Here is a 2,006-nt window from a genome sequence, read left to right on the forward strand (position 1 = left end):
GTAGTGCATGGTCTGCGACATGCTGATCAATGCCATGGGCGAAATCCACGCCTACCAGTTCTACCCCGCGGTGATGTTCAGCCACGCGCGTTTCACCTACACCGAGGTGGCGGCCATCCTGCAAAATACGCGTGGGCCAGAGGCGCAGGGTCGCAAAGGGCTGGTGCCGTATCTCATCAACCTGCACGATGTGTACCGTGCACTGTTGCTGGCTCGCCAGGCTCGGGGCGCGGTGGACTTCGAGACCACGGAAACGCAAATCGTCTGCGATGAGTCGGGGCGCATCGAGAAGATCGTGCCGCGTACGCGCAACGATGCGCACAAATTGATCGAAGAAGCCATGCTGGCTGCCAACGTCTGCTCGGCAGACTTCATCGGCCAGAGCAAGCACGTGGGGTTGTTCCGGGTGCATGAGGGGCCGACCCCGGAGAAACAGGAAACGCTGCGCAACTACCTCAAGGCGATGGGGGTGCCCCATTCGATCAGCGACAACCCGCATCCGTCGGAATTCCAGCACATCGCGGCCGCGACCAAGGATCGGCCTGAAGCGCAGCAGATCCATTCCATGCTGCTGCGCTCGATGTCGCAGGCGATCTACACGCCGATGAACGAGGGGCACTTCGGCCTTGCGTTCGAGGCTTACACGCATTTCACCAGTCCAATCCGCCGCTACCCGGACCTGCTGGTGCACCGTGTCATCAAGGCCATCCTGAACAAGCAGCGCTACCAGTTGCCCGCGCTGCCCACACCGGGCGAGGCGCACGCCAAGCTGAGCAAACGCTTGGCCAGCCGATCCCAGTCGAAGGTGCCTGTCGACCAGCCTGTTAAGAAGCCGTCGGCCGACACGCTGGCCTGGCAGGCCGCGGGGCTGCACTGCAGTGCGAACGAGCGACGCGCCGATGAAGCCAGCCGCGATGTGGAGGCCTGGCTCAAGTGCAAGTACATGCGCGAGCACCTGGGCGAGGAGTTCAGTGGTGTGGTGAGTTCGGTCACCAGCTTCGGCCTGTTCGTCACGCTGGATGCGATGTACGTGGAAGGCCTGATCCACATCACAGAACTGGGGGGCGAGTACTTCCGGTTCGACGAAGCGCGCCAGGAACTGCGCGGCGAGCGGACCGGGATGCGCTACGCGCTGGGCACCAAGGTCCAGGTGCAGGTCAGCCGGGTGGATCTGGACGGGCGTCGCATCGACTTCCGACTGGTCACGGGCGAAGACGAGTTGCTGTTGCGGGCGATGCGTGACAAGAGCGGCGCTGCTGCCCCAGGCGGTGAAGGCGGCGAGGAGCGCGCTCGAGCGGGCAAGGGGCGGCGCAACCGTCAGGACGATGAGCGTGGTGGCCAGGAGCGGGGTGCCAAGGGTGGTGCGTTGGCGCCTGCGGACCTCAAGGCGTCTGCGCCGCGGCCAAGCGGCAAGAACGCCGGGCGCGGCAGCGCACGCGCGCCCGCTGGCAAGTCGCGCAAGAGCCGCCGTTGAGGCTGTCGCCCGCAAGAGGCGGGTGTTCGATGTTCCAATGACGCCATGCACGTTCTGTTTTTTCTGCTGGAAACCCTGTTCTTCATCCTGATGGCGTCGGCTTTGCTCCGCGCTTGGATGAACCATTTGCGGGTGAACATGTCTGGGCAGCCCGGGCGTTTTGCCATCGCCGTGACCGATTGGCTTGTACAGCCGGTGCGGCGGGTGCTGCCCCGAGCGCTGTCCCAGAGCCGTGTGGACTGGGGCAGTCTGGTGTCGGCGGTGCTGTTGGCGCTGGCCTATGGCGCGCTGTCGATCGGTCTGGTGGGTCTGTTCGCCAGCGTGCCCAGCTCACCAGGGCTGGCGTTGGTGGCGCGTGCGATCCGCATCCTGCTGCGGGTGTTGCTGCAGGGCTGGATGATCCTGTTGCTGGGCTACGCCATCCTCTCTTGGGTACAACCCCAGTCGCCCGTGCTCGGTACGCTGGACCGGCTGTGTGCGCCCGTGCTGCGGCCGGTGCGGCGTGTGGTGCCGCTGGTGGGGGGGGTGGACC

The 2,006-nt window shown here is 65.2% G+C and carries 1 protein-coding gene and 1 pseudogene; both read left to right on the forward strand.

The window, feature by feature from the left end:
• Nucleotides 1-4 precede the first annotated feature (4 nt).
• A pseudogene (locus ACR2JA_RS13225) lies at nucleotides 5-1,474 on the forward strand (ribonuclease R family protein); the annotation flags it as partial.
• A gap of 45 nt (nucleotides 1,475-1,519) precedes the next feature.
• On the forward strand, nucleotides 1,520-2,006 hold a 487-nt coding region (locus tag ACR2JA_RS13230), incomplete at its 3' end, for a YggT family protein (protein WP_434009543.1).

The organism is Hydrogenophaga sp., from assembly GCF_051007235.1.
Classification (GTDB): Bacteria; Pseudomonadota; Gammaproteobacteria; order Burkholderiales; family Burkholderiaceae_C; genus Hydrogenophaga.